General features: G+C 58.0%; 24 protein-coding genes. 8 read left to right on the forward strand and 16 right to left on the reverse strand.

Features of this window, described 5'->3' with window-relative positions; all coding sequences use genetic code 11:
- Nucleotides 1–11: 11 nt before the first annotated feature.
- Nucleotides 12–584 carry an elongation factor P gene (efp, locus tag F8B91_RS13700; RefSeq protein WP_196504413.1) on the forward strand — a complete coding sequence of 191 codons (573 nt, stop codon included), beginning with the start codon at nucleotides 12–14 and terminating at the stop codon, nucleotides 582–584.
- On the opposite strand, the gene F8B91_RS13705 is transcribed toward efp, so the two are convergent.
- Nucleotides 581–1,660 (reverse strand): P1 family peptidase, encoded by a 1,080-nt coding sequence (locus tag F8B91_RS13705; RefSeq protein WP_196504414.1) that lies wholly within the window; start codon nucleotides 1,658–1,660, stop codon nucleotides 581–583. The two genes, efp and F8B91_RS13705, sit on opposite strands and share 4 nt — an antisense overlap.
- The gene (locus F8B91_RS13710; protein ID WP_196504415.1) at nucleotides 1,660–2,226 is read right to left on the reverse strand and encodes a YqgE/AlgH family protein; all 567 of its coding nucleotides are present in this window, start codon (nucleotides 2,224–2,226) and stop codon (nucleotides 1,660–1,662) included. Before F8B91_RS13710 ends, F8B91_RS13705 begins: the two co-directional genes overlap by 1 nt.
- Nucleotides 2,227–2,302: 76 nt before the next feature.
- Between F8B91_RS13710 and F8B91_RS13715 the strand changes: the two genes are divergently transcribed.
- From F8B91_RS13715 to F8B91_RS13725, 3 genes are all read left to right on the forward strand, one after another.
- Nucleotides 2,303–3,031 carry a protein-disulfide reductase DsbD domain-containing protein gene (locus F8B91_RS13715; RefSeq protein ID WP_196504416.1) on the forward strand — a complete coding sequence of 243 codons (729 nt, stop codon included), beginning with the start codon at nucleotides 2,303–2,305 and terminating at the stop codon, nucleotides 3,029–3,031.
- A gap of 23 nt (nucleotides 3,032–3,054) precedes the next feature.
- Nucleotides 3,055–3,528, forward strand: coding sequence for a peroxiredoxin (locus tag F8B91_RS13720; protein WP_196504417.1), 474 nt, complete (start codon nucleotides 3,055–3,057; stop codon nucleotides 3,526–3,528).
- Between the two features lie 192 nt (nucleotides 3,529–3,720).
- A complete protein-coding gene (locus tag F8B91_RS13725; RefSeq protein WP_196504418.1) occupies nucleotides 3,721–3,960 on the forward strand; it encodes a hypothetical protein in 240 nt (79 codons plus the stop codon).
- Here the strand turns inward: F8B91_RS13725 and rnhA are convergent.
- The 6 genes from rnhA to efeU all read right to left on the reverse strand — a co-directional run bounded on the left by rnhA (nucleotide 3,950) and on the right by efeU (nucleotide 9,211).
- Nucleotides 3,950–4,393, reverse strand: a complete 444-nt coding sequence (gene rnhA, locus F8B91_RS13730; protein WP_196504419.1) for a ribonuclease HI — start codon at nucleotides 4,391–4,393, stop codon at nucleotides 3,950–3,952. The two genes, F8B91_RS13725 and rnhA, sit on opposite strands and share 11 nt — an antisense overlap.
- Entirely contained in the window at nucleotides 4,390–5,379 is a 990-nt protein-coding gene (ispH, locus tag F8B91_RS13735; protein ID WP_246715263.1) for a 4-hydroxy-3-methylbut-2-enyl diphosphate reductase, read from the reverse strand. The genes rnhA and ispH overlap by 4 nt, the downstream gene beginning before the upstream one ends.
- Nucleotides 5,380–5,406: 27 nt before the next feature.
- Nucleotides 5,407–5,784 (reverse strand): hypothetical protein, encoded by a 378-nt coding sequence (locus tag F8B91_RS13740; RefSeq protein WP_196504420.1) that lies wholly within the window; start codon nucleotides 5,782–5,784, stop codon nucleotides 5,407–5,409.
- 201 nt (nucleotides 5,785–5,985) lie between these two features.
- Nucleotides 5,986–7,233 (reverse strand): iron uptake transporter deferrochelatase/peroxidase subunit, encoded by a 1,248-nt coding sequence (gene efeB, locus F8B91_RS13745; protein ID WP_196504421.1) that lies wholly within the window; start codon nucleotides 7,231–7,233, stop codon nucleotides 5,986–5,988.
- A complete protein-coding gene (gene efeO / locus F8B91_RS13750) occupies nucleotides 7,234–8,352 on the reverse strand; it encodes an iron uptake system protein EfeO (protein ID WP_196504422.1) in 1,119 nt (372 codons plus the stop codon).
- Between the two features lie 25 nt (nucleotides 8,353–8,377).
- On the reverse strand, nucleotides 8,378–9,211 hold the full coding sequence (efeU, locus tag F8B91_RS13755; RefSeq protein WP_196504423.1) for an iron uptake transporter permease EfeU: 834 nt from the start codon (nucleotides 9,209–9,211) through the stop codon (nucleotides 8,378–8,380).
- A 591-nt stretch (nucleotides 9,212–9,802) separates the two neighbouring features.
- Between efeU and F8B91_RS13760 the strand changes: the two genes are divergently transcribed.
- Both F8B91_RS13760 and F8B91_RS13765 read left to right on the forward strand, forming a co-directional pair.
- On the forward strand, nucleotides 9,803–10,438 hold the full coding sequence (locus F8B91_RS13760; protein WP_196504424.1) for a ferritin-like domain-containing protein: 636 nt from the start codon (nucleotides 9,803–9,805) through the stop codon (nucleotides 10,436–10,438).
- Between the two features lie 178 nt (nucleotides 10,439–10,616).
- Entirely contained in the window at nucleotides 10,617–10,811 is a 195-nt protein-coding gene (locus F8B91_RS13765) for a hypothetical protein (protein WP_196504425.1), read from the forward strand.
- A 41-nt stretch (nucleotides 10,812–10,852) separates the two neighbouring features.
- On the opposite strand, the gene F8B91_RS13770 is transcribed toward F8B91_RS13765, so the two are convergent.
- On the reverse strand, nucleotides 10,853–11,008 hold the full coding sequence (locus F8B91_RS13770) for a DUF3309 family protein (protein WP_196504987.1): 156 nt from the start codon (nucleotides 11,006–11,008) through the stop codon (nucleotides 10,853–10,855).
- Nucleotides 11,009–11,118: 110 nt separating this feature from the next.
- On the opposite strand from F8B91_RS13770, the gene F8B91_RS13775 reads away from it, so the two are divergent.
- A complete protein-coding gene (locus F8B91_RS13775; RefSeq protein WP_196504426.1) occupies nucleotides 11,119–11,955 on the forward strand; it encodes a Ku protein in 837 nt (278 codons plus the stop codon).
- Entirely contained in the window at nucleotides 11,955–14,393 is a 2,439-nt protein-coding gene (ligD, locus tag F8B91_RS13780) for a DNA ligase D (protein ID WP_196504427.1), read from the forward strand. The genes F8B91_RS13775 and ligD overlap by 1 nt, the downstream gene beginning before the upstream one ends.
- Before the next feature lie 2 nt (nucleotides 14,394–14,395).
- Here ligD and F8B91_RS13785 read toward each other — a convergent pair whose 3' ends face one another.
- From F8B91_RS13785 to F8B91_RS13815, 7 genes are all read right to left on the reverse strand, one after another.
- The gene (locus F8B91_RS13785) at nucleotides 14,396–15,349 is read right to left on the reverse strand and encodes an aldo/keto reductase (protein ID WP_196504428.1); all 954 of its coding nucleotides are present in this window, start codon (nucleotides 15,347–15,349) and stop codon (nucleotides 14,396–14,398) included.
- Between the two features lie 13 nt (nucleotides 15,350–15,362).
- Nucleotides 15,363–16,232, reverse strand: coding sequence for a carbohydrate ABC transporter permease (locus F8B91_RS13790; RefSeq protein WP_196504429.1), 870 nt, complete (start codon nucleotides 16,230–16,232; stop codon nucleotides 15,363–15,365).
- 3 nt (nucleotides 16,233–16,235) lie between these two features.
- A complete protein-coding gene (locus tag F8B91_RS13795; protein WP_196504430.1) occupies nucleotides 16,236–17,342 on the reverse strand; it encodes a carbohydrate ABC transporter permease in 1,107 nt (368 codons plus the stop codon).
- Between the two features lie 48 nt (nucleotides 17,343–17,390).
- Complete coding sequence (locus F8B91_RS13800; RefSeq protein WP_196504431.1) at nucleotides 17,391–19,031, reverse strand: extracellular solute-binding protein; 1,641 nt, start codon at nucleotides 19,029–19,031, stop codon at nucleotides 17,391–17,393.
- Between the two features lie 147 nt (nucleotides 19,032–19,178).
- Nucleotides 19,179–20,672, reverse strand: a complete 1,494-nt coding sequence (locus F8B91_RS13805; protein WP_196504432.1) for an FGGY-family carbohydrate kinase — start codon at nucleotides 20,670–20,672, stop codon at nucleotides 19,179–19,181.
- Nucleotides 20,669–21,778 carry a M42 family metallopeptidase gene (locus F8B91_RS13810; RefSeq protein WP_196504433.1) on the reverse strand — a complete coding sequence of 370 codons (1,110 nt, stop codon included), beginning with the start codon at nucleotides 21,776–21,778 and terminating at the stop codon, nucleotides 20,669–20,671. The genes F8B91_RS13805 and F8B91_RS13810 overlap by 4 nt, the downstream gene beginning before the upstream one ends.
- Nucleotides 21,778–22,587 (reverse strand): BtpA/SgcQ family protein, encoded by an 810-nt coding sequence (locus F8B91_RS13815; protein ID WP_196504434.1) that lies wholly within the window; start codon nucleotides 22,585–22,587, stop codon nucleotides 21,778–21,780. Before F8B91_RS13815 ends, F8B91_RS13810 begins: the two co-directional genes overlap by 1 nt.
- Nucleotides 22,588–22,589: the final 2 nt, after the last annotated feature.

Raw genomic sequence — 22,589 nt, forward strand, 5'->3', positions numbered from 1 at the left:
GGATAATCCCCGTGGTAAAAGTTATCGCCTCTGGCGTGCGCAAAGGCAATGTGATCGAACATGAAGACGGCAAGCTCTATGTCGTGCTGAAGGCTGAAAGCATGCATCCCGGCAAGGGCACGCCCACCACCACCATCGACATGCGCCGCATTTCTGACGGTGTGAAGACGGTCGTGCGCTACAAGACCACCGATGCGATGGAACGCGCTTTCGTCGAAACCATCATGCATACTTATCTGTATCAGGACGGCGACAATTACGTCTTCATGAACCCCACGACCTTCGAACAGATCCCGCTGACCGCCGACATGGTGGGTGATTTCGCCCCCTATCTGCAAGAAGGCATGGAATGCCAGATCGCCATGTTCAATGATGGCCCGATCTCGATTGAAATTCCCCAGCGCATCACGCTGGAAATCACCGACACCGAACCGGCGATCAAGAACCAGACGGCGTCGTCGTCCTTCAAGCCGGCCATGCTGTCCAACGGCGTGCGCACCATGGTGCCGCCGCATGTGACCTCCGGCACGCGCATCGTGGTGGACACCACCGATGGTTCCTACGTCGAACGCGCCAAGGACTAAGCTTTAAAAAGTTTTCTCACCGCATCATGCGGGAGTGCCGGGCTGCGATGACCATCGCGGCCCGTCATCGTTTCATTGGCAACCATGGAATTGATCACTGCTTCTTCGGCCGCATAAACCGCTGCCGCATAGAACGGGTTAATCTCGCCCCAGGGTACAAAATCCAGTTTTGACAGAACAGGCTTCTGGCCTTTCGGATAGCCGTTGGAAAAGGCCGCTTCATTGGCCGTCGAGAAGGCCAAGAAAATATCGCCGGAGAAATGCGAGCCGGTGGTGCCAGTGCGGGCTAGGCCCAGCATCAGCCGCCGCGCCAGCGCCTGCAACTGCCCCGGCAGCAAGGGCGCATCAGTAGCCAGCACGCCGATGCAGGAGCCATCTCCCTCGCGGGCAAAATGATCCGCATACGGATTATCGGCCAGAAGCTGCTGACCAATTGGATGCCCTGCGATGGTCAATTCATGCCGCGCGCCGAAATTGGTCTGCAGGAAAACGCCTACAATATATTCGTTGCCGCCATACTTCACCACGCGAGAGGCGGTGCCATTGCCGCCCTTGAAGGCATAGCAATTCATACCCGTGCCGCCACCGACCGAGCCTTCCTCGAGCGCACCCGTCTGCGCCGCATCAATCGCCAGCCCCGCCATTTCGGGTGTGACATGCGAGCCATAAACATCATTCAGATAGCCATCCCAGGTTTCCGCCACCACCGGCAGCAGCCATTCGGGGATCACATCGGCCTTGTGCTTGGCCATCCAATCAATCACGCCGCGATGCACCGGCCCCACCGCATGGGTGTTGGTGATCATCACCGGGGAATTGAACTGCCCGGCTTCATTGATCCACGACGCACCCGTCACTTCGCCATTGCCATTGAAGGAATGAAACCCGGCCGCCACAGGATTGCCCAAACCAGCACGCCCGCGCGGCAGGATGGCGGTGACGCCCGTGCGCACATTCTCGCCCTGGATCAGCGTGTGGTAACCCACTTCCAGCCCCGGCACATCGGTGATGGTATTGAACTTGCCGGGTTCGCCCAGAAACGGCACTCCCAGTGTCCGTGCCCGCAATTTGCTCATCAGGCCCGCCCAGCTTCCGTGGACAGCATGGCGGAGGAAGCCCCCAGCTTGTGCAGCGCCGCCTCATGCAATGCCTCGCGCGGCGTGCCGAACACCAGGCCAGGATCAGCATCGCAATGCAGCCAGCCATTATGCATGATCTCACTCTCCAACTGGCCGGGGCTCCAGCCCGCATAACCAAGTGCAAGTATCTTGCGCGAAGGCCCCTTGCCATCGGCTATCGCCTGCAACACATCCACCGTGGCGGTGAGCGCATAGTCAGTGCCCACCTTGAGTGTTTCATCGGAATGGTAATCGGTGGAATGCAATACGAAGCCCTGGAATTGCTTCACCGGCCCGCCTAGCATGACCGGGAGCTGGAGAATCTCGGTGGAGGTTTCATCCAGCTTCATCTTTTCGACCAGATCAGCGAACACCATGCGAGGTGCGGGCTTGTTGATGACGAGGCCCATCGCCCCGTCTTCGCTATGCGCGCACAGAAACACCACCGACTTGGCAAAATCATCCCCCTCAATTGAAGGCATGGCGATCAGCAGTTTTCCGTTCAGTGAGATGTGCTTGCTCATGGCAGAATCATAATCCCAAAACAATTTGACAGGAAGGTGATTGGCAAGTGAACCCATCAGAGACTATTTTAAACCCATGAAACGCAGAAATGTTCTGATCGGCCTCGGGCTTTTGCCCCTCACCTCCACCGCCAAGGCCGATGGCACCGGTTGGCGCGCCCGTCTGGTCAGCGGCGGCTTTGACGGCAATGACTATTGGGCCGGGCTCCATATCGCTTTGGGCGAGGGCTGGAAAACCTATTGGCGCGTGCCGGGCGAGGCGGGCATCCCACCGGAGATCAAGGTGGAAGGCGTTGATGTCACCGGCTTTGAAGTTCTGTTCCCCCTGCCCGAACGCATTGATGACGAGAGCGGCGAGGCCATCGGCTATCACCATGAAGTGCTGCTGCCCATCCGCATTTCGGTGAAAGATGCAGGCAAAGTGCCGGATGCTGCGCTTTCCGCCTTCTTCGGCGTGTGCAAGGAAATCTGCGCGCCCGCGAAGTTCGAAAGCAAACTGTCTGACGCCAAGGCGGATGCCGAGCTTCTCAAAGCTTGGCGCGCCAAGGTGCCGGCAGCGGGTACTTTCGCCAGCGGCGTGACGCAGGAGAAGGACGAAGTTGTTCTCACCTTCACCGGCCCGGCCGATGATATTCTCGCCGAAGGGCCAGTGGGGTTGTATTTCCGTCGTCCCGTGATCAGCGGTAGCACGGCCCGTTTCAAAATAGACGGTCTGGATGAGGGCCAGAAGCTGAGCGGAGAAAGCCTCACCTTCACCGCAACGAACAAAGGCCAAGGGCTTGTGCAGGTGATCACAGTCGCATAAGCGTCTCCCAACAGGAGAGACCCATGATCAAGATCGGCGACAAGATTCCAGCAGCAGAGTTCCTCAGCTTCAATGCCGAAGGCCAGATGAAGCTGACCAGTGACGATGTGTTCGCCGGCAAGAAGGTCGTGCTGTTCGCCGTGCCCGGCGCCTTTACCCCCACCTGCTCGATGAACCACATGCCGGGCTTTGTGGACAATGAAGCGGCGATCAAGGCCAAGGGCGTAGATACCATCGCCTGCGTCTCGGTCAATGACGTGCATGTGATGAAGGCCTGGAGCAAGGCTTCCGGTGCTGACGGCAAGATCGTTATGCTGGCCGATGGCACGGCTGACTTTGCTAAGGCCGTGGGCCTTGATGCCGTGATGGGCGCCATGGGCCTGCGCTCGAAACGCTATTCGATGATCGTCGACAAGGGCGTGGTCACGCATCTGAATGTCGAGGAAAAATCCGGCGTGAATGTTTCGGGCGCTGAGACGATTCTCGAGCAGCTGTAACTAACTCCCTTTTTACGTCCGTCACCCCGGCGAAGGCCGGGGCCCCGCTTCTTCGTCTGAACGCGCGAGAAGAAGCGGGATCCCCGCCTTCGCGGGGATGACGGAATGGTCCCGCGGCCGTTAGGCATAACTCCTTAACACCCAAGACTCTCGGGCCCGCCCGCATCTAGGCTCCCATTCGGGAGTTTGGCTGTGTTGAGAGTTTGCGTCATCGCGGGGTTTGCCTGTTTCGCCACAATGGCGGAGGCGGAGACTTTGACTTGCTCGCCAGCGCCCGCCCCGCAAAACCAGGTTTCCGTATCTGGCGGTGCCGGGGGCCAGAATTTTGTCTTCCGCATTTCAGTGGATGGCGTGCCGCTGCCGGATGATCAGACGGCCAGCAAGGAATCCAAGCCGAAGCCCACAGAGGCCGCCTGCGACTTCACTTCTTGAACGGCGCCATGCCCTGGCGTGCCAGTTCGTCGGCGCGTTCATTGTCATCATGGCCGGCGTGACCCTTCACCCAATGCCATGAAATCTGGTGCTTCTGGATGGCTTCATCCAGCGCCTGCCACAACTCGGCATTCTTCACCGGCTTCTTATCGGCAGTTTTCCAGCCATTGCGCTTCCAGCCATGAATCCATTTGGTGATGCCGTCCTTCACATATTGCGAATCGACATGCATCTCGGCCTTCACCGGGCGCGTCAGTGCCTTCAGCGCCTCGATCGCCGCCGTCAGCTCCATCCGGTTATTGGTGGTCTGCGCCTCGCCGCCGGAAAGCTCCTTGCGGGTGCCGTTGTAATCAAGAATAGCACCCCAGCCACCGGGGCCAGGATTGCCGGAGCAGGCGCCATCGGTGTGAACAACAACAACGTCTTTTGTCATGCGGCAGGAGCGGCAGCGGGCCTGAGTTCGCGCGGCAGCTTGAAGGACACATTCTCCTCGCGCAGCACGACTTTCTCGACCGTCACTTCATAATGCGCGCGGAAGGCATCAATGATTTCATTGACCAGCACTTCCGGTGCGGAAGCGCCGGCGGAAAGCCCCATTACTTTCAGGCCCTGCAGCTGCGCCCAATCAAGATCGGTGGCGCGCTGCACCAGCAGCCCAATCGGGCAACCGCTTTTCACGCCCACTTCAACCAGGCGCTTGGAATTGGATGAATTCGGCGCCCCCACCACCACCAGCGCGTCAATGCCGGCCGCGATACTCTTCACCGCTTCTTGCCGGTTGGTCGTGGCGTAACAAATGTCTTCGCGCGTCGGCCCCTTGATGGCCGGGAAGCGTTTCTGCAAAGCCACGATCACATCGCGCGTATCATCCACCGAAAGCGTGGTCTGCGTGACGAAGGCCAGCTTTGATGGATCGCGCACTGGCACAGCCTCAGCGTCTTCAACCGTTTCAATCAGGCTCACCGCACCAGGCGGCAATTGCCCCATCGTGCCGATCACTTCCGGATGGCCCTTGTGGCCGATGAGGATGATTTCCAACCCCTGCTCAAAATGCCGCTGGGCTTCCATGTGCACCTTGGTGACCAGCGGGCAGGTCGCATCGATCTGGAACATGGCACGGCGCTGGGCTTCGGCAGGAACGGCCTTGGGCACGCCATGGGCCGAGAAAATCACCGGATGGTCGCCGGGCGGAATCTCATCCAGCTCATCGACGAAAATGGCGCCCTTGGATTTCAGATCATCAACGACGAATTTGTTGTGAACGATTTCGTGGCGCACATAGACGGGCGCGCCATAGATTTCGAGCGCGCGTTCCACAATATCAATGGCCCGCACGACACCGGCGCAAAAGCCGCGCGGCGCTGCAAGCAGGATCTTGAGTTCAGGCTTCGCCATCGCCCGGAAATGGGCTGAGGCCATGATCTTGTCAAGCCGTGAAGAAGTGGCCTAGCCCTGCATCACATGCTTGGCCAGGCGCTGCTGCGCGGCCAGCACTTCGATGACATTGCCCGAACCAGCGGCACGTTCGATCATCCGCAGATCATCGGCCATCGCGGTTTCCTGCTGTTGGGCGGCAAGCTCGGTTTCAGCCCGTTGGTCATTGACTGCTTTTGTGGACTGAATGCGTTGCCAATCGGCCTGGGCAGCACGAAGGTCTTCCGAACCTGTTCCGTTTCCAATCGCAAGCACGTCGGTATTCACCTGGGCGCGTGGTTTGAACTCTGCCGGCGGCACCTGCTTTTCAGCACTCCTCCGGGCTGACTCACCAAGGCCCTGACGAATCTGAGTAATAGTGGGCGTGTGACTTACAGTGGTAACTTGCATAGCTCCTCCTTCCTCAGTGAAACCTTTGACAGGCAATGTGGATTTAAATACCAGAAGTTGAAGCTATGACCTTGGCAGATATGCAGTCAAATTGCACGTCTCTTCGATTTTTGCGGTTACCTTCGCCGCAATGGAAAAGCTCAATAGCAATTGAAAGTTGAGAGGCAGATGAAGGCTTTCGTTAACCGCTTTTTGGCACGCCTAAGCCTGCAGCAACGCTTCGCCCAGGAAGCTGTCACTATTGGCAACCCCCGGAAGGGCAAAGAAATATCCGCCACCGACCGGCTTAATATATTCCTCGAGCGCCTCGCCATTGAGGCGCTGCTGAATGGCGCGGAAACCCTGGTCGAGGTCTGATTGATAGCAAACAAACAGCAAACCCATATCCATCTGGCCGGATTTGCTGAGGCCTGTCGAGTAGTTGTAACCCCGCCGGAGGATGCGGGTCGCCATCGCCTTGGCGTCGCGCGGATTGGCGAGGCGGATATGGGCATCCGCCGCGATTGCGGATTTGTCGGGCGTAGCCACGAAATCCGGCTCATCCATTTCGCCGGTCTTGCCGAGCGGTGCTCCGGAATATTTATGCCGGCCGATAATGCGTTCTTGTTCATTCAGCGCGGTGCGGTCCCAGCGCTCGACGAAATTGCGGATGATGCGCACCACCTGATAGCTGCCGCCTTCGGTCCATTGCGGCTCACCATTTTGGCCGCCCTTGGTCCAGACCAGCTGGGTCATCAGGCTCGCATCACCGTGGGGCGGATTGGCCGTACCATCCTTGAAGCCCAGATGATTGCGCGGGGTTTCTTCGCCCACGGCGCGCTTGTCCTTTGGCGCGAGGTGGCCTTCCAGCTTCCAGCGCGCAGCCAAAAGATCTGGCGTGTTCTTGATAATGGCGCGCAGCGCATGCAGCGCCGTTTCCTGCCTATTGGCGCAGAACTGCAGCAAGATATCGCCATGGCAAATGCTCGCATCGGGCGAGTCATTCGGGAAACGTTCCATCGGGATCAGCTTGGCGGGCTTGACATTGGCGAGGCCGTAGCGGTCATTAAAGAGGCTGGCGCCGACTGACACCGTGATGGTCAGCCCATCAGGATACATGGTCTTGCCCAGCATGCCTGAGTCAGGCGGCGGGAATTTCGCATCCACTTCCGGCACCGGGCCGCCCTTGGTCAGCGTGGTGATCTCGGTGGTGAGCAGGCGGAACAGGCGCTCAAGCCCGGCCCGGTTTTCGGCCACGCAATTGAAAGCCACCAGCACACCATAAGGCTGCTGCGGCGTGACGATGCCGGCCTGATAAGTGCCGAAGCAATCATGCACCTCTTCAAGACCGCCGGGACCCGCGGCGGGATCAGGCGTTTGTGCGTTTGCCACAGCACTGCCCGCGACCGCTGCAAGGCTCGCGGTTGCGGCTTGCAGCAGGCGGCGGCGTGATGTGCCGAAGCTTTTCAATTATAGTCCCAGCGCGCCCGTCAGCTTGGCCAGGTCTTCAGCCAGCGGCGTCAGGGCACCCTTCAGAGCGTTGCGATCATCCTCAGTCAGGGCGGAGTAGGACTTGTAGCCTTCGCCTTCCTTGTACTTGGCAAGAATGGCATCAACCTTGGTAAAGTTGGCGCTGGTCGCGTCAAGCAAAGCCTTGTCCTTCTTTTCCAGCGGCGCCTTGATCAGTTCCATGATCTTCTTCGAGCCATCCACATTGGCCTGGAAGTCATAGAGATCAGTGCCGCTGTAACGGTCTTCTTCACCGGAAATCTTGGACTTGAACACTTCCTCAATCAGGGCACCGGCACCGGCCACCATGGTGGCGGGCAGAATGTCCATGACGGCGATGCGCGACTGCAGCTCGGTCACATCGACCAGCAGCTTGTCGGCCAGATCGGAAAGTCCATCAGTCTTCTTTTCGCTGAACAGGCTGAACTCAATCCGGTGGAAGCCGGTCCAGGTCGGGTCCTGTTCCTTCTTTTCAAAATCATCGGCGCGCGCGTCGATGGCCGGATCGAGATCGCCGAACAATTCGGCCACCGGTTCGATGCGTTCGTAATTCACGCGCACCGGGCCAAACAGCTTCTGGGCTTCTTCCAGCTTGCCGCCCTTGATGGCAGCGGTGAAAGCGGTGACGTTTTTCACCAGAATGTCCGCTTCGCCCTGGGCATAGGCACGATAGGCTTCCACGGCCTTGGTGATTTCAGGATCAACGGCGACTGTCGGCGCGGCAGTGCCGGCCGTGACGGTCAGCTTGCCCTTTGGGTTGGAGAGAAGACCGCATGTCATGTCGTAGGTGCCGGCCTTGAGCTTGGGCTTCAAATCCAGCTTGAAGCCGGGGAGAATGTTCTCGCGCTCGAACACAACTTTCACGCCGTCAAGAATTTCCCATTCCAGCGCTTTCTTGCTGCCATTGACGATGGTGAAGATTTCTTCGCCTTCCTTGATCGAGACATCGTAGGGTTCGCAGCCCTTGTCGGTCACCGTGATGGTCTGCTGCGCGGGCGCATCTTCAGCGCGCACTTCGGCAATGAAAGCTGCGGCGGTGAGGAGGGCCGCAGCAGACACGGCAAACAGGTGGCGATTCATGACGGTGACTTTCCCTTGAATGAATTTATGAAACAGGCTTGGGCGCAGGCGCCGGGGACTGCGGCATGAGGAACAGGATCAGTGCTGGAATGGTGAACAGCAAATAGATGCCGAGCTCGCCCACCTTCGGCGCATCGCGGTAACCGAAGAAGCCACCCAGCAAGACACCGATAAGACTGTCAGACGGCAGCACATTGGAAAGATCGAAGGCAGTTTCCTGGAATAGGTTCCAGATCCCGGCTTCATGCAGGTGAACCAGCACATTGGCCAGAATGCCGCCCGCCACGAGGATGATGAAAACGCCGGTCCAGCGGAAGAAGGCACGCATATTGAGTTTCATGCCACCCTTGAACACCGCATAGCCAAGTACAGCAGCACTCAGCAGGCCCAAGGCAGCCCCGGCAAAAACCGTCCAGTCTGATGCTTGCTGGATAATGGCGATCATGAACACCACCGATTCCAATCCTTCGCGGCCGGTCACGAGGAAAGCCGTGCCAGCGAGCGGCCAGCTCCAGTTGGAAGTGGACTTCTGCAGCGCTGCATCCACTTTGTCATGCAGCTCTTTCTTGATGGTGCGGCCCACTTTGCGCATCCAGAAGACCATGGAGATCAGCATGAACACCGCAAACAGGCCCACTGCTGATTCGAACAATTCCTGTTCGGCCTGTGGAAATTCGCTGCCAGTTATGGTGATGAGCACACCGATGATTACGCTAACCGCGATGGCGGCAGCCACACCGGCCATGACCGAGGGAAGTGCGGAGCGGCGGCCCGTCTGCACCAGATAACTGGATAGGATGCCAACGATCAGTGAGGCTTCAAAACCCTCACGCAACATGATCAGGAAAGCTATGAACATCGCAACACCCGCAAAGCCGACAATAAAGCTCGGATATTATTTCATTCCCGAGGAGTCAAGTCGGATTGGAGTGCTGCGACATTAGTGGGCAAGGGTGACTGAGCAGCATAAGCCGCAGAATATCCGTCACTCAGACTTCAAAATACATCATAAAATCATGTAATATATAGCTTTTTTTAAAAGATGGACCATTTCTGCGGTGAAATGCGCCTATGCCCAAGCTACATAGATACCCACGACAACCATGGCCACCACGACAGCCAGCAAGCTGAAACCGAGGACGTAACGCACATTATGACCGGTCACACCTTGCCGCACCCGGTTGGTTTGGCTTGTAGAATGGAGGCCATCTTCCGAGCCGTCACTTTGTGTGGGTCTCGTTTTCAGCTCATTCAGCATGTCGCTCACCCTTTCAAAAACCAGTTCGAAAAATCAACGCGACATCGCAGATGAAGTTCCTCTCGTCGCCATGCAGCCCGTGACCTCCGGAACAATTGCAAGGCGAGCGAGTTGCGAGTCCATGACCAATGCGGACACGGCAAGCATGGTCTTTTCAAATCATCAACCGTCACTTTCCAGGAGAAACATCCCATGCCCTCAACATCCACACACTCCACCAAAGCGGCAGGTGCCGCGAAGAAAACTTCATCAGGCAAGGACAAAGGTCTTGCCGATCTTTTCCTGCACGGCATCAAGGATATCTATTACGCCGAAAAGAAGTTGACCAAGGCGCTGCCCAAAATGATCAAGGCGGCAAAGTCGCAGGATTTGATCGACGCTCTCACCAGCCATCTGAAGGAAACCGAAGGGCATGTCACGAAAGTGGAGCAAGTGTTTGCATTGCTCGACATGGCACCCAAGGCCGTGAAATGCGACGCCATTGATGGCATCGTAGCGGAAGCCGAAGAAATCCTGAAGGATTTCGGCAAGACTTCTGCCGCTGATGCAGCGATCATTTTCTCCGGCCAGGCGGCGGAGCACTATGAAATCACCCGCTATGGCAGCCTGCGCACTTTTGCCGAGGTGCTGGGCTATGACAAGGCCTCGAACATCCTGCAGTCCATCCTGGATCAGGAAAAGGCCGCTGATAAGAAGCTCTCAGAAATTGCCGAAGACCGGGTGGATTATGCAGCTGCCGGCAGCGACTCATATGAAGATGGCAACGTGCTGTCTGACGGTGAGCCACGCAAGGAAAAGGGCGCGATCAACTGGCGCCTGTGGCAATAACTGATCAACGATAGCAACCACACAGGGGATGCGGCGAAAGCTCCATCCCCTTTTTGTTGCGCCATCAGGCGCTTCTCGAATTCATGATTTATTTCGGAACTGAGGGCGCGTTGGGGTCGTTCACCCAGGCAAGCAGCAACACCGCGCTTGCATCACCAACCCCAATCAGGAGTCCACAATGCCAAATCAACAGCATTCAAGCGCCGGAAAAAAGGATGAAGGCGTTCGCCGCAACGACCAAGGCGAATTCACCAAACAGCAAGAGCAGAAGCATCAAGGCGATGGCCAGCAAGGCGGCGTGCATCGTGATGGTGGCGGCCAACAAGGTGGCCATTCCGGCACCGACCGGCAGCAAGGTTCTGACAAGCGATGAAGAACGGCGGCCCCGGTTTCATCGGGGCCGCTCTCTGTCGATTAGATGCGTCCCATGAGCAGCAAGACCACCAGAATGACAAGGATGAGACCTACGCCGCCGGATGGACGGTAGCCCCAGTCGCGGCTGTAACCCCATGTAGGCAAGGCACCGAGCAGAGCCAGAACAACAATGATGATCAGAATGGTGGACACGATTTTTCACTCCTGTGTTTCGATCACAACGCAGGCATGAGCCGCTTGTTCCGGCGGAACAAATGCCGCACCCCGCTGTTGTCCCACAGGACAATCAAGTGAGTGAGGGCGTCATGCCAGGCAGGACATTCTGGAAAGGCCATTTGCGTTTGGCATTGGTGACCATCCCGGTGCAAATGGTGACCGCCACCAAGACCGATGCTGAAATTCACTTCCACCAGATCGACCGCGACAGCAAGAAACGCATCAAATATGTAAAGACCGCACCGGGCGTCGGCGAAGTGGCCAATGAAAACATCGTCAAGGGTTTTGAAGTCGAGCCTGGCAATTATGTGTTGCTGGAAGATGACGAGATTGATTCGCTGAAACTTGAAACCCGCCACACGATTGAGCTCACTGAATTTGTCGATGTTTGCGCCATTGATCCGCTTTATTTCGACCGGCCGTATTATCTTCTGCCAGATGGCGATGTGGCCGAAGAAGGCTTCCGCGTGATCCGCGATGCGCTGCGCGACGAAGGCAAGGCTGGCATTGGCCAGCTCACTTTGCGCGGTAAGGAAAACCTGATTTCATTGAAAGCCAGCGGTGCGGGCCTGCTGCTGGAAACGTTGCGCTATGAAAGTGAGATCAAGGAAGCCGATGACGTGTTCGCCGGCATAGGCAAATCCAAACTGAAACCCGAACTCACCGAAATGGCGCGCGATCTGATCGCCAAACGCACGACTAATTTTGATCCTTCCAAATTCAAGAACCATTATGCGGCCGCTTTGCGCGAACTGGTCAATGCCAAGCTGAAGCATGGCAAGGTGAAGGTGGATGACAATGAAGAAAAATCCGCCCCCGTGATCGACTTCATGGAGGCCCTGCGCAATTCCGTCGGCAAAGGCGAGAAGAAGAAAGCGGCGGCACCCGCAAAAACTGCAGCCAAGAAACGCGCCAAGGCGTCGTGATGCGCGGCGGCATGCTGGCGGAATATGGCCGGAAGCGGAATTTCTCTGCCACCTCCGAGCCCAAGCCCGCGCACAAAAAACAAAAAGGCCGCAGCTTTGTCGTGCAACGCCACTGGGCTACACGGGAGCATTTTGATCTACGCCTTGAGATGAATGGCGTGATGGTGAGCTGGGCGGTGACACGCGGCCCCAGCGCCAACCCGGCCGACAAACGCCTGGCGGTGAAGGTGGAAGACCACCCTGTTTCCTATTCGGATTTTGAAGGCACGATCCCCAAGGGCCAATATGGTGGTGGCACCGTGATGGTGTGGGACCGGGGCGATTACACCCCGCTGGTCGATGATCTCGATGAAGCGTTGCGCGGGGGTAAGCTGAAAATCGAATTTCACGGCGAGCGCATGAAGGGCGGCTACGCACTTGTGCGCATGCATACGCGCGACAAGTCGCATGACAATTGGCTGCTGATCAAGGAGCGCGATGAATATGCGGTGGGCAGCAGTAATCTTCCCGGCGAACACCTCACCAGTGTAAAGACTGGCCGCAACCGCGATGAGATCGCGGGCGGCACGCAAGTCTGGAAGACCACGCCGACCAAAGGTGCCAGCAAGGAGCGTGCGGCCTTTGTGAAGCCGATGCTGTGCAAGCTGGTGGACGCGCCGCCCGATGGTGCGGCCTGGCTGCATGAAGACAAGTACGATGGCTACCGCATCCAGATCGTGAAGAATGGCGACACGATCCGCCTCTATAGCCGCGAGGGTTTGGACTGGACGGAGAAATTTCCCTCCATCACAAAATCCGCTGCCAAGCTGAAGGCGGTTTCAGCCATCATCGATGGCGAGGCGGTTGTGTTCAACAAGAGCAAGGTCAGTGACTTTGGACAATTTGTTGCAGCACTGAAAGAGTCTCCAGCGCAGATTGAATACATGGCCTTCGATGCGCTGTTTTACGACGGCGCAGATTTGCGCCGTGAGAAACTGAGCGCCCGCAAGCTGGTGCTGGAAAAGCTGTTGCCCGCGAAGGATAAATACTTGCATCTCTCGCCCTTCACTCTGGGTGATGGCGCCAAGCGTTTCGCCAAAAGCCTGAAGGACGAGACCGAAGGCATCGTCTCCAAGCGCCTCGATTCAAAATATATTTCCGGGCGCGGTGATAGTTGGGTGAAGGCCAAGCATGGTACGCGCGAAGATGTGGTGGTGGTTGGTTACACGCCTTCGACCAAAGGCCGGGCCTTTGGGGCTTTGGTGTCTGCAGTGGAGAACAAGAAGGCATTGGACTATTCTGGCCGCATCGGAACCGGTTTCAGCGTGGTGGAACAGAAGCGCCTTCTTGAAATACTGAAGGGCTTGGAACGCAAAGGCCCGCCGCCATCCTTGCGGAACGCACAGCTTGCACCGCGCGGCACCAAATGGGTTCAACCGGAATTGCGCGTTGAAGTCGCCATGGCGGGCTGGACGCCGGACCATCAATTGCGCCATCCTCGCTATCTGGCTTTGCGCGCAATGCCTGAAACGAAAGCCCCGGTGATGAAAGCTGAACCACCGAAGAAACCGAAAGCCGTTTCCAAATCCTCCACGCCTTTGGTGATCACCCATGGTGACCGCGTGGTGTTTCCCGATGCCAAGATCACCAAGCAGCAGATCGCCGATTATTATGATGAAGTGGCCGAGCTCGTCCTGCCGCATCTGGCAGGCCGCCCGGTGAGCTTCGTGCGCGCACCCGAATCCATCGCCAAGGAAACCTTCTTTCAGCGCCACGCACTGAACGGCATGCGCGCCGGCATCGAGCGCGTGCCGGACCCGGAAGGCAAGCATGATGACTTCCTCGCCATCGCCGACAAATCCGGCCTGCGCAGCTGTGCACAATTCGGCATCGTGGAATTCCACGGCTGGGGATCGCATCTTCCGCATCTCGACAAGCCGGACCGCGTAGTCTTCGATCTTGACCCAGACGAGAATGTGGATTTTGCCGAAGTGAAACGCGCCGCCTTGCAATTGCGCGATATGCTGAAGGAGATTGGCCTTGCCAGCTGGCCGCTGCTGAGCGGCGGCAAAGGCGTGCATATCATTGCACCTCTCGATGGCACGCAGGACTGGGACATGATTGGCACTTTCACCAAGGGCATCGCCCGTGGCCTCGCCGAGCAGGACCCCAAGCATTTCATCGCCACCGCTTCAAAAGCGCAACGCAGCGGCAAGATCTATGTCGATTGGCTGCGCAACAAGATGACAGCAACGGCGATTGTGCCCTGGTCACTGCGGGCTCGCGCCACCGCCAGTGTGGCAGTGCCGATCACTTGGGAGGAGCTGCCGAATTTCAAATCAGCGGCGCGCTACACGATCAAGGATCACCCCAGCACGAATGCCTGGCGTGGTTTCTTCACTAAGAAACAGGCGATCCCCGCTGGCGCGATTGCCTTCCTGAAAAGCCGTTGGCCGTAAGCTCAGTCGCGAGGACGCGAAGCCTTATCGAGTGCTGCCAACTCATCCGACGTCAGTTTCAATTTCGCGGCCGCCACGAGATCACTGAGCTGGTTCTGGTTGGTCGCACTTGCAATGGCGGCGGCAACCGTGGGCCGCGTGACCAGCCAGGCCAAAGCCACTTGCGCGCTCGTCGCTTTGTGCGCTTCGGCCACAACAGCCAGCGCATCCAAAATCCGGAAGCCGCGCGGCGTGAGATAATTGGCCATGCCACCACCACGCGCCGCACTCTTGGAAGAATCCGCTGCCGAGCGGTATTTGCCGCTGAGGAAACCATGCGCGAGTGAGAAATAAGTCAGCACCTTGATGTCGCGTTTCTGGCACAACGGCAGAAGCTCTGATTCAAACGGCTCCCGCTCATAAAGATTATAAAGCGTCTGCAGCCCGGAGAACGCCGGCAAACCCTTGGCCGCGGCCGTATCCTGCATTTGCGCCAGCCGCTCGGCCGAATAATTCGAAGCCGCAATGGCCTTGATCTTTCCCTGGGCGATCAGTTTCTGGAACGCTGTCAGCGTTTCCTCTGGCGGCGTGACGTTGTCATCGTAGTGCACATAGTAAAGATCAATCGCCTCGATCTGCAGCCGCTTGAGTGAAGCTTCAACCGCTTTGGTCAGATAGGCCGCAGTGGCGTTGCCATTGGCGAATTCGCCCGGAGCGCCCGGAGCGCCGCCCTTGGTGTGAATGACCACCTCATTGCGCTTGCCCGTCTTCTTGAGCCATTTGCCGATTATAGTTTCAGACTCGCCGCCTTTGTTGCCGGAGCCCCAGTACGAATAGATATCAGCCGTATCAAACGTGTTGAGCCCGCCTGCCACTGCGGCATCAAGAATGGCGAAGGACGTGGCCTCGTCAATGCTCCAGCCAAAGACATTTCCGCCGATGACAATCTTCGGCACCTTGATTTCAATATTGCTCACGAGAAAACTCCGGTTATTTTACCGCACCTGCGGTGAGGCCCTTGATGATGTAGCGCTCAAGGAAAATGCCGATGATGATCAGCGGCAGAATGGCTGCCGATGAAATCGCCGCCATCGACCACCAGGAAATGCCTTGCGAGCCCGTCTGGCTGGCGACCATCACAGGCAATGTCTTGGCATGGGTGGAGGTGAGCAGTGCTGCAAAGAAGTATTCATTCCAGCACAGGATCACCGCCAGGATGAAGGCCGCCACCATGCCGGGAAGTGCGATCGGCACAATGATCTTGAGGAAGGCACCCCAAGTGGAACAGCCATCAACGAGTGCGGCCTGCTCCAGCTCCAGTGGAATAGAGTCAAACTGGTCGCGCATGATCCAGATCACGATGGGCAGCACGGTGAGTGCGTAAATCAGGATGAGACCGAACAGCGAATCCAGCAGCGCCAGTTCCTTGTAGAGCACGAGGAAAGGCATCGCCAACACCACCGGTGGCAGGATCAGCTGCGACAGGAAGAAGAAGGAAATGTCCTGGTTCTTCCAGATCATCCATTTGTACTGGAAGCGCGACAGGCCGTAAGCCGCCATGCTGCCAATGATCAGCGCCAGTGCTGAACCGCCGAAAGATGCGAGGATCGAATTCTTAAAGCGCAGCAGGAATTCCGTGCGCGGCGTGGAGTCAGTGAAGATCGTATCCGGCGAAAGCCCGATGGCGCGCAAGCCCAGCCAACTCGGCGTGAACTGCCAGTAAGGCACGATATTGCCTAGTTGCACATCCTTGGCCACTTTGAACGTGGTGCTGAAGGTCCAATAGATCGGGAACAAGGCAATCAGCGTCCAGACCAGAAGGGCGGCGTAGATGAGCGCTTTCTTGAGGGCTGATGGCATCGCCTATTCCTGCCGCTGCATGTAGCGCGAGGCCAGCTTCAACAGAAGCATGATGAAAATGATGATGAAGATCAGATAGGCTTCGGCCACCATCGTGCCGTAACCTACATTCGACCGGTCCTTATATTCGCGGAAGATGAAGCTGGACACAGTATCAGTCGCACCACCCGGCCCGCCGGATGTGGTGTTGATCACAATGTCTGCCAGCTTCAGCTGGAAAATGATGCGCAGGATGATCGTGGTGACACTCACCGGCAGCATCAGCGGGAAAGTGATCTCCCAGAAGCCCGACCATGCGCCAGCCCCATCCACCTTCGCCGCCTCCTGCACTTCTTTCGACAGCGCCTGCAGGCCAGCGAGGATCAGGATCATCATGAAGGGAATCCACACCCAGGCATCCATCGCCGCCAGCGTGGCTTTGGCCAGCCACGGCGTGGTGAGCAACGAGGGATTTTCCCAGCCCAGATGCCGCAGGAAATTGGTGACCGGCCCGAAGCGGAATTCCAGCATCGACTTGCCGATCATCCAGCTCACCGCCACAGGCGAAAGCATGAAGGGCAGAAGGAAGGCCACGCGGAAAAACCGCTGGCCCTTGATGTCGGCATTCAGCAGCAGTGCCAGGCCAAAGGCGATGACATATTGCACCAGCACAGTGCCCACATAGAAGATCATGTTGAATAGCGCGTTCCACACGCGCTCATCGCCGATCATTTGGTAAAAATTGGTAAGCCCGTTGAAATGCTGGCCGCTGGCCGACGCCAAGTTCCAGTCACTGAAGGCAATATAGAGTCCGAAGAATGTCGGGAAGATCACCATCGCCACGGTGAAAAACACCGCCGGCAAGACAAACAGCGCGCGCCAGCCCACCTCGCCGTAGCGCAGGATATTCCCGGCGCAGAGCAGCACGCTCCACAACCCGAAACCGACGAAAATCGGAAACCAGGTCTCAAAACCAAAACTGGTAAGGCCGGCGGCAAACAAAGTCTGCAGCGCCACGGCAACGAAGAACACAAATGTCCCTACCCGCATCGCCCAGGTCCCGAGGGCTTGGCGGCTGGCAGAGACGGATGCGATGACTGCATCGCGGCCTGAAGTGATGTCGTTGCTCATCGAAACAAAAATGCCCCTCCGCTCACTATGAGCGAAGGGGCGTGTCGATTACAAGCCCAGAGAAGCTTTATAGAGCTTGATCTGGCTGTCACGGCCCAGCTGGTCCGTGATCTTTTCCCAGGCAGCGGCGATCTGGTCAGCACCTTCCTGCACCTTCACCTTGCCAGCATAGATCTGGGCGAGGATGTCCTCGGCCGTGCTGTAATACTGGAAGATGCCGGGAATGCGCGGCTCAACAGCACCGTTCGGGTGGTTGTAGGAGTTGAACTGCGAGTCGAGATAGTTCGAGATGAAGGCCTTGTCGTAACCGGCATTCACCCATTCATCCACATTGTGCTGGCTGTTGCGGTAGCACTGGAAGCCCGAAGGATAGGCTGCCATCCACAGCGCGATGTCCTTGCCGCCGAGATGGGCAGCCAGCGACCAGGCCGCCTTATGCTTCTTCTCATCGGCATCGACACGCGCCATCACATAAACGCCCCAGCCGAGATAGGCCAGGTTGGGAGAATAGTTCGGGCCCGAGGCCAGCTTGTCCCACTTGCCCGTCTTGGCGTTATAGACGTCATCCGAACCCGGCAGGATGTCGAATGCGGTCTTGCCCTGGATGACCGACGAGTCATTGGTGTTGACGTTCGAACCAATGTCACCCCACCACGACAGCATCGAACCGGTGCCGGCGAGGAATTGCTGGAAGCCCGTCGTGCCCGGATCAGCATTGAGCTGGTCAGCCGGTTCCGAAGGCAGGCAATCCACCACGTCCTGAATGGCGCGCACGAAGGCCGGGTTGTTGACGCGCGGCTTCATCGTGTCGGCATCGAACAGCCAGGCCTTGTCGTCTGGATGCTTGGCATAGGCGGTGGCGCGCGACTCGAGGAAGTAGAAGCCGAAGCCGCCCCAGCCCTTGCACGGGTCGAGATAGCCATAGGCATCCTGGCCGCCGATCTTCTTGCCCTTGAGGAACTTGGTGGCGGCATTGACCTGCTGCCAGGTCTTCGGCACGCCCCATGGTTCCTTGTTGCCGGCCTTGGCCCATTCATCAGCCAGGCCCTTGTCGGCGAACACATCGGAACGATAATTGAAATTGTGGCAGTCACCGTCCACCGTCACGCGGTATTGCTTGCCATCCCAGGTGCCGACCGGCGGCTTGAGATAGTTCACGATGTCATCCATATCGAGCTGCTTCTTCACCCAATCCGGCATGACCGAGGCAAGGCCCTTGCCGCACACGTCACCTTCAAACGGAGCGCCCATTTCGATCACGTCGAAATCGACGGTCTTGGTGGCGATCGATTGCTGCAGGCGGGCATTGTAGTCGGCCTGGGCAAGATCGATCCAGTTGATCTTCACACCGGTGTAGTCAGCCCAGGCCTTCGAGAGACCGCGGAACAGCACGTTGTGGACGTTCTGGTTGTTGAGACCCATGAAGGAAAGTTCCACGCCGGCAAATTCGCCCTGCTTGAACATTTCCTTCGTCGGCCCAAGGCACATTTCACCAACCTTTTGCCAATCGGCATCCGTAGGCTGGCCTTTGCCAACGCCCGGAATTTTCAGGATGGCAGCGCGCAGATCATCGGCTGCCGCTGCAGGGGTGGTGGTGGCTGCACCGGTCACGGCAACCGCACCGGCCGCCGCTGCTGTGCCCAGCAATTCGCGGCGATTCATGATCAGATTGTATTCTTGAACTTTCATTTTTCTCTCCCAATGACTGTGCCCGGAGAAATTTTGCATCCTCTCTCGGCTTCAAAGTCAGTGGATACGTTACACCTTTGAAGCGTTTCGTCAAACGTGATCATACCAGTTTTTGCTGCTCAAAAATGCTGCAACGCGAATGGCTGATCACACACTGCGCATCAAGTCCCGGTTGCGCTCATAGAGCGCGCGGAAGGTGGCATGCTGCCGATCATAAAGCGGTTTGACGGCCGGGTTCGGCGCAACATTACGCGCCGCCTTGTTCCATTCATTGATGTCCGAAGCCTTCACCGCGCCCACACCAAGTGCGGCGAGGAAGGCATCACCGTAAGACGCGCCCATCGTCTTGGCACGCACCGCCTGGGCAAAGCCCCCAATATCGGATGTGGCCTGCAGCCACACATCATTATTGGTGCCGCCGCCCACCGCTTCGATATGCGACACCTGCTGGCCGGCATTGGCATAGGTCTCCATTACATGCCGCGTGCCGTGGCCGATACCTTCGAGCAGCGAACGATATACATCGCCGCGCGTATGCGTGAGGTTCAGCCCGAAGATCATGCCCTTGGCATCAGGATCATGGATGGGCGTGCGTTCGCCAGAGAAGTAAGGCAGCGCGACAAGTCCCTTGGCACCGGGCGGCGACAGAGCTGCTTCCTGCGCCAGCGCAATGGCACCCTGCTTGGCGTCTGTAAACTCATGGCTGAACTGGTCGCGGAACCAATGTGTAAGCGTGCCGCTGGTGGCGAGGCCCGACATCGACGCATGCTGGCCCGGAAACAGCCAGGGCGCATACCACAGCCGCGCATCCTGCCCGCGTGCAGCGGTGACCAGAATAATGAAAATGGTAGAGCCGTACATCAACATCATCTGGCCGGGTGCCAGCACGCCCACGCTCACTGCTTCGGCTGCGGCATCAATGGTGCCGGCGATGACAGGCGTTCCGGCGGCCAATCCGGTTTCCGCCGCAGCCTTTGCTGTGACTTCGCCCGCAATCTCGGTGGTCCACATCACGTCCGCGAGCTTGTCCTGACTGCAAATGCCTTTGGCAAAGCGCGGGCTCCATTTCTCTTCAGCCGGGCTGTAAAGCGGCTGCCACGATCCGGCGGAATAGTGATCAATCACATGCTTACCCGTAAGCCGGTGTACGATAAAGGTGGTGGAAGTGATGAACTTGTCGGCCTTGGCATAAAGCTCTGGCCGCTTGTTCTTCAGCCATTGGATTTTGGGCCCCACCGATTGGCTGGTGAGCGCATTGCCGGTTTCCGACAGCAGCACGGCCTCACCATATTCAGCGGTGAGCGCGCGGATTTCCTCCGCCGCGCGTGTATCCACGCCATAGAGCACGCCATTCATCAGCGGGTTGCCGGCCTTGTCCACCGGCAGCATGCAGGGCCCGATGGCCGATGCGCCGATGGCCTTGATGCTTTTCGGATCGGCATTGGATTGCGCCAGCAGGCTTTGCGTCAGGCGCTTGAAATCACCCCACCAGTCAGCTTCAGCATCATGCTCGGCCCAGCCTGGTTGCGGCACCAGCATCTTGTGTTGATGCGCCGCCGTCGCCACGATCTCACCCGAGCCATCGACCAGCACACCCTTTGATTCAAAGGTGCCGATATCGATGCCGAGATAGAGGCTCATTGCGGATAGTCGTCCCGGTTCAAGCTGAAATCTGCACCGATGGCGGGCATCGCCGCGTTAAGCAGCTCGGTCAATTTCACCAGATCATCAATGGCGCAAACTTCCAGCGCGGAATGCGTATAGCGGCAGGGAAAGCCGATATCGATCGAAGCCACGCCCTGCCCGACCAGCTGCACGTAAGATGAATCCGTCAGCGCACCGATATGCGCGCTGCGCTGCAGGTTGATCTTCGCTTTGGCAGCCGTGCCATCAAACAGCTTCACGAGTGCGGGATGTGGAATGGTGCCATTCAATGTGCCTCGCCCATGAAAGCTGAACAGGCTCATCGCCGGGCCGCCGCCCAGAGCCACATCACCGCGCGCCGTCATGTCAGGCGTATCAGTGGCAAGGACGAGATCAAGCTGGATAGCGATATCAGGCCGCAACACTTGCGCTGCCGTCACAGCACCACGCAGGTTGAATTCCTCCTGCACCGAAAACACCAGATGGATCGTCGGTTTGGCCGCCACTGATTGCAGCGCGCGCGCCACTTCGACCATCACGGCGCAAGCGCCACGATCATCAATGCTGGTGCCGCATAATCTGCCATCGCCCATTTCAAACGCACGCGGCGCATAGACAACCGGCGAGCCGACATCCACGCCCGCCGCCCGCACGGCAGCGGCAGAACCAAAGCCTGCATCCACATAAAGCTCGGCATAGGGCAGCACTTTGTATTTTTCATCGGGCGTCGTGGCGTGATGGCTCTTGTTGGCGATGACGCCCGGCACATCGCGTCCCTCGCCCACGCAGATTAAAACTTCCTGCGCCGCCAGCGCCCGCTCGGGCACGCCACCGAGACGCTCCAGCCGGATCAGCCCATTGGCTTCAATCTTGCGCACCACGAACCCCAACTGGTCCATATGCGCGAACAGCATCACCGAAGGCCGCTTGTCGTCGCCCTTCAGCGTGCAGATCAAATTACCGGTGCGATCCGAATGGCTGTCCAGCCCCAGCACTTTCAGTTCAGCCGCAAGGCGCTTGCGCACCCGCGTTTCATAACCGGAGAGGCCGGGGATCATCATCAGGTCAACAGTGAGGTCGGTCAGTCGCTTGGCCAGCGCCATTAGTGCCCCCTCGCCTTGCGGGCTTCCGCCATGAAGCGCGCGGCACGGTCACCATCCACCGCGTTCCAGGTATTGCCATCAACTTTCAACGATGAGCCGACGATGCAACCATCGGCCAGCTTCAACACCTCACCCACGGTTTCAGCTTTCACGCCTGTATTGGCCAGCACCGGAGTATCTGGCAACACGCGCTTCACCGAGCCCAGATCAGACATGGCCGGCGCTTCACCAGTGATCGCACCGGAAACCAGAATGGCATCGGGGATCGAGGAAAACACCGCACTGCGCGCCCGGTCCGGCAGGCTGCGCGCATCGAGTGACGCCGCAAATTCTGCCGACACATTGAACAACATAGCCAGATCATCGCGCTGCAATCGCGAGCGGTAGCGCATCGCCTTGCCCGCATTGGTCTGCCACAAGCCCATGTCCGAGGCATAAAGCCCGGTATAGATTTCGCGCACGAAAGCCGCACCCGTGGCCGCCGCCAGCGCCACACTGGCCATGCCATCCCACAGCACATTCACACCGAAGGGCACTTTGATTTCGGATTTCAGCACGCCGATCACATGCGCCATGGTGGCGGTGGAGGCTGTGTCCACTTCGAATTCATAAGGCCGGTCATTTTCATTGCCGAACATCACGGCATCCACGCCTGCTGCCTGTAAGGCGCGCAGGTCCTTGCGCGCGCCTTCGATGATGGCATCTACTCCACCCGCCGCATCATAAAGCGGCGTGCCGGGCAGCGCACCCAGATGCACCATGGCGATGACCGGCTTGGTGCCGCCGAAGATTTTTCCAAAGCGTTGCATGG

Origin of the sequence: Aestuariivirga litoralis (assembly GCF_015714715.1) — a bacterium.
Taxonomy (GTDB): domain Bacteria; phylum Pseudomonadota; class Alphaproteobacteria; order Rhizobiales; family Aestuariivirgaceae; genus Aestuariivirga; species Aestuariivirga litoralis_A.

Coding starts and splice junctions, on each gene's coding strand:
- F8B91_RS13705 (WP_196504414.1), bottom strand. CDS start 1,660: ATGAGCAAATTGCGGGCACGGACACTGGGAGTGCCGTTTCTGGGCGAA.
- F8B91_RS13710 (WP_196504415.1), bottom strand. CDS start 2,226: ATGAGCAAGCACATCTCACTGAACGGAAAACTGCTGATCGCCATGCCT.
- F8B91_RS13715 (WP_196504416.1), top strand. CDS start 2,303: ATGAAACGCAGAAATGTTCTGATCGGCCTCGGGCTTTTGCCCCTCACC.
- F8B91_RS13720 (WP_196504417.1), top strand. CDS start 3,055: ATGATCAAGATCGGCGACAAGATTCCAGCAGCAGAGTTCCTCAGCTTC.
- rnhA (WP_196504419.1), bottom strand. CDS start 4,393: ATGACAAAAGACGTTGTTGTTGTTCACACCGATGGCGCCTGCTCCGGC.
- ispH (WP_246715263.1), bottom strand. CDS start 5,379: ATGGCCTCAGCCCATTTCCGGGCGATGGCGAAGCCTGAACTCAAGATC.
- F8B91_RS13740 (WP_196504420.1), bottom strand. CDS start 5,784: ATGCAAGTTACCACTGTAAGTCACACGCCCACTATTACTCAGATTCGT.
- efeO (WP_196504422.1), bottom strand. CDS start 8,352: ATGAATCGCCACCTGTTTGCCGTGTCTGCTGCGGCCCTCCTCACCGCC.
- efeU (WP_196504423.1), bottom strand. CDS start 9,211: ATGTTCATAGCTTTCCTGATCATGTTGCGTGAGGGTTTTGAAGCCTCA.
- F8B91_RS13760 (WP_196504424.1), top strand. CDS start 9,803: ATGCCCTCAACATCCACACACTCCACCAAAGCGGCAGGTGCCGCGAAG.
- F8B91_RS13765 (WP_196504425.1), top strand. CDS start 10,617: ATGCCAAATCAACAGCATTCAAGCGCCGGAAAAAAGGATGAAGGCGTT.
- F8B91_RS13775 (WP_196504426.1), top strand. CDS start 11,119: ATGCCAGGCAGGACATTCTGGAAAGGCCATTTGCGTTTGGCATTGGTG.
- ligD (WP_196504427.1), top strand. CDS start 11,955: ATGCGCGGCGGCATGCTGGCGGAATATGGCCGGAAGCGGAATTTCTCT.
- F8B91_RS13790 (WP_196504429.1), bottom strand. CDS start 16,232: ATGCCATCAGCCCTCAAGAAAGCGCTCATCTACGCCGCCCTTCTGGTC.
- F8B91_RS13795 (WP_196504430.1), bottom strand. CDS start 17,342: ATGAGCAACGACATCACTTCAGGCCGCGATGCAGTCATCGCATCCGTC.
- F8B91_RS13800 (WP_196504431.1), bottom strand. CDS start 19,031: ATGAAAGTTCAAGAATACAATCTGATCATGAATCGCCGCGAATTGCTG.
- F8B91_RS13805 (WP_196504432.1), bottom strand. CDS start 20,672: ATGAGCCTCTATCTCGGCATCGATATCGGCACCTTTGAATCAAAGGGT.
- F8B91_RS13810 (WP_196504433.1), bottom strand. CDS start 21,778: ATGGCGCTGGCCAAGCGACTGACCGACCTCACTGTTGACCTGATGATG.
- F8B91_RS13815 (WP_196504434.1), bottom strand. CDS start 22,587: ATGCAACGCTTTGGAAAAATCTTCGGCGGCACCAAGCCGGTCATCGCC.